General features: G+C 66.1%; 3 protein-coding genes. 1 reads left to right on the top strand and 2 read right to left on the bottom strand.

What is annotated here, in order from left to right; translation table 11 throughout:
- Window positions 1–569 precede the first annotated feature (569 nt).
- Window positions 570–1,553 (top strand): LacI family DNA-binding transcriptional regulator, encoded by a 984-nt coding sequence (locus BGN95_RS12035; RefSeq protein WP_265312600.1) that lies wholly within the window; start codon window positions 570–572, stop codon window positions 1,551–1,553.
- A gap of 32 nt (window positions 1,554–1,585) precedes the next feature.
- On the opposite strand, the gene pgmB is transcribed toward BGN95_RS12035, so the two are convergent.
- Both pgmB and BGN95_RS12025 read right to left on the bottom strand, forming a co-directional pair.
- Window positions 1,586–2,239, bottom strand: a complete 654-nt coding sequence (gene pgmB / locus BGN95_RS12030; protein WP_265312820.1) for a beta-phosphoglucomutase — start codon at window positions 2,237–2,239, stop codon at window positions 1,586–1,588.
- A gap of 2 nt (window positions 2,240–2,241) precedes the next feature.
- Window positions 2,242–3,863: glycosyl hydrolase family 65 domain-containing protein (locus BGN95_RS12025; protein ID WP_286772736.1), on the bottom strand; the 1,622-nt coding region annotated here is incomplete at its 5' end.

Below are 3,863 nucleotides of genomic sequence, written 5' to 3'. Positions count from 1 at the left end.
TCCCGCTGCCCGCCGGGCGGCCGGTGACGACGATATCGGACATTTCGGGGGCGGTATCGGCGGGTTGCGCCGCCGCGGCCGGCTGCGCCGATGTATCCTGCGCCAAGGCCGGATTGGCCAGAGCAACCGACATTGCCAGGCCAGAAACGGCGATGAAAGTGCGATTGCGGGACAACATCATATTCCTCTCCTGCGATCGACGCATGCTCTCAAGCGCGTCTTCGCGACGAACGTTATACCGCCCTGAATTGCATTTCAATAAAATGTTACATCCAGCACCTTCGAATAAAAGTTATATTTATCAGTGGTTTAGATCGGCACATCGATGCGATCGCGTGGCAGTAATGCAACAGTTGGTGCAAAAGAGATCATGAGTGCCCTCCTCCCCATCCGGGCACGGATCCCCACCCTGGTACACAAGCTGGTTGTTGCGCCGGCGCTTTGCCCGCGCTTATCTCTTGCCGGAAGATCACAGACGGCCATGATGGCGGCGATCGCCGCAGCGATTGCAACCGTTTCAATGTTGGGGAGTGAGGATATTGGCGCGTCGCCGCGGCATGGATGTGAATATGGGGGATATCGCCCGGCTGGCGAACGTCTCGAAGCCGACGGTGTCGCGCGTCCTCAACAACAGCCCGCTGGTCAATGACGAGACGCGCGAGCGCGTGCTGCGGGTCGCGCGGGAAAATGGCTATGCGATCAATCGCAATGCGCAAAAGCTCAGGCAGACGCGCAACGATACGATCGCGGTGGTGCTCGATCTCGCCTCGCATCGCGCCGGGCGCGTCGCCGACCCGTTCATCTTCGAATTGCTCGCGGGGGTGTCCGAAGCGCTGTCGGTGCGCAATCAGGATCTGCTGCTTTCCCCGCCAAACCTGTCCGACGCGCAAAGCCATGTCGATCTCATCAGCTCGCGCGTGGCCGACGGGTTCATCTTCCTCGGCCAGGGCGTGCGCGGCCGGATGCTGCGCGACCTTGCCCGCGCCGGCGCGCCGTTCGTGGTGTGGGGCGGGGTCGACCCGGCCGATCCTTATTGCGCCGTCGGCAGCGACAACCACCTCGGCGGGCGGCTCGCGGGGGAGCTGTTCGTCCGGCGCGGCGCGAAACGCTGGCTGTTCGTCGGCAATATCGCGCATAGCGAGATCAACATGCGCTTCGAGGGACTGCGCGAGATCGCCGCAAAACACCGCGAGGTGAGCGTCGAGCATCTCGCGGCGGAGCAAATGGCCTATGCGCCGATCTTCCAAAGCGCGGCGCAGTGGCTGCGTGGCAACCATCAGCCGCCCGACGCGGTGTTCGCCTTTTCGGATACCGCCGCAATGGCGATCATCGCCGCCTTCCGCGAGGCGGGGCTGGAGGCGCCGCGCGATTATTCGTTGTGTGGCTACAACAACATCCCGCCCGCCGCGCATTTCACCCCGGCGATCACGACGATCGAGCAGGAGACACATCTCGCTGGCGCGCTGCTGGTGGAGAAGCTGATGCAGATGCTGGAGGGCGGGAAACCCAAATCGAGCATCTTGCCGACGCGGCTGATCGTCCGTCAGACCTGAGCGGCGAGCAGCGCGAACGGGGACATTCCCGCTTAGCGCGCCAGCCGCAGCACCGACGCCAGCTCGACCGCGGCAGTCGTGGCGAACACCCGGTCCGCCGCGCCCAACACCAGCGGGTCGCCGATCCCGATCGCGGTCATCCCCGCCGCCTTGATCGCAGCGATGCCGGCGGCAGCGTCCTCGAAACCAACGCAGGCTTCGGGTGCGATCCCCAGCGCCTCGGCGCAGGCAAGGAAAATATCCGGCGCAGGCTTCGACCGCGCGATCTTTCCGGCGTCGGCAACGAAATCGAAAGCATCGAGCAGCTGCGCGCGCGCGAGGACCGTCGTTGCATTGCGACTGGCAGAGGCAACCGCCAGCGCCAGCCCCGCATCCCGCGCGGCGCCCAGCAACGCGGTCGCGCCGGGCAGCACTGCGCTGGCGTCCATCGTTTCCAGCGCCTCGAGATAATAGCCGTTCTTGCGCGTGGCGAGTTCGTCCTTTTCGGTCGGCGTCCGCGCCAGCGCACCGAGCGCCAGGATATGCTCGAGCGAGCCCAAGCGATCGACGCCCTTCAGCGCTTCATTGTCCTTTTCGGTGAAATGCACGCCGAGTTCCTCGGCGATCTTTTTCCACGCCACGAAATGCAGCCGGGCGCTGTCGACGAGCACGCCGTCAAGATCGAAGATCGCCGCGCGGAACGCCATCGTCACTTCGCCTCCGCCCCGCCGCATCGCACGACGACATTATCGCCGCCGTCAACCGTGGCGCGCGCCTCCCGGCCCGACACCGCTACCTCGACCCGCGCGCCGCGAAACGTGACGGTGAAAGTGTAGTTCGCGAGCCCCGGAATCTCGACCGGATCGAACGACAATATGTCACCCTCCACCCGCATCCCGGCAAAGCCCATCACGAGTGCGGTCCAGCTCCCCGCCAGCGCCGCCATGTGGAGCCCGTGGTCGGCATTGCCGAACAGGTCGGCGAGGTCGGTCAGGGCCGCGACGCGCCAGTAATGCGCCGCGCGCGCGCCGTCGCCGACCCGCGCGGCGGCGGTAGCGAAGGCGCTGGCCGACAGCGTCGAATCATGCACTGTCGTCGCTTCATAGGTATCGAGCATCCGCCGCCCGGCGTCGCCGAACGCTTCCGGCATCAGCGCCAGCGCGAGCACCGCATCGGCCTGTTTCGACACGCGGTGGCGATAGATGGTCAGCGGGTGGAAATGAAGCAGCAACGGATAGGCGTCGGCCGGTGTCTGCCCGAACGGCCAGGGCTCGAGCGCGAAGAACGCCTCGTCCTGCGCGGGGATCTGCCGCTCGGCGTCGAACGGCAGGAACATCATCTCGGCCGCGCGCGTCATCCGCGCTGCTTCGACCGCGTCGATCAGCCCGGCGGCGACGCCCTCGCGCGCCGCGAAGCGCAAATGCCGCGCCGCCATCATGTTGGTATAGAGGTTATTGTTGACGATCGCCGAATATTCGTCGGGCCCGGTCACGCGATTGATGACGAAGGCGTCGCCGCGCGCCGCGTCATGGTAGCCGATCTGGAGCCAGATGCGTGCGGTCTCGACCAGCAGCGCCGCACCGCCTTCGGCGAGGATCGCGCGATCCCCGGTCGCCGCGAGATAGGTTTCCAGCGCGAAGGCAATATCGGCGTTGATATGATATTGCGCCGATCCCGCCGGAAAATAGGCCGAGCATTCGTGCCCGCCGATGGTGCGCCACGGATAGAGCGCGCCCGCCTGCTGTCCCATCGCGCGCGCATTGTCGCGCGCGGCATCGAGCCCCGAAATCCGCCACATCAGCATCGCCCGAGCGATCTCGGGTCGGGTGAAGGCGAACACCGGCAGCACATAGAGATCCGCGTCCCAAAAGACGTGGCCTTCATAGCCTTCGCCGGTCTGCCCCTTGGCGCCGATCGAGGTCTTGCCGTCGCGCCCCACTGCCATCGCCAGTTCGGCGAGCGCGAAGCGGATCGCGAGCGCGGCGCGGGGATCGGCGGGGACGTCGACGTTGCTAGCGGCCCAGAAATCCGCGAACCAGCCGGTCTGTTCAGCGAGCAGCGCGTCATAGCCATGGCTGCCGGCGTGCCGCATCGCCTCCATCGCTTCATGGCTGGGATCGCCGTCACGCGTCGCGCGATAAACGGAGACAAGGTCGATCTCGGCCGTGCCGTCGACCGACCGCCGACCGATGAGCTGCATCCCCGCCGCGACCGCAAAGCCGCTGCGCGCCAGCCGGTCGATGCGCAGCGCGTGGTTCGGCTCGGCGCGCACCGCTTGTTCGATCCACGGGCTGTCGGCCATCGTCGGCGCGATCCGCGGATCATAGACCG

It is taken from the genome of Sphingomonas sp. 66-10 (assembly GCF_001897045.1).
In the GTDB taxonomy this organism is placed as follows: Bacteria; Pseudomonadota; Alphaproteobacteria; order Sphingomonadales; family Sphingomonadaceae; genus Sphingomonas; species Sphingomonas lycopersici.
Note: the sequence above shows the minus strand (reverse complement) of the source record. Positions and strands in the feature narration are given on the sequence as shown.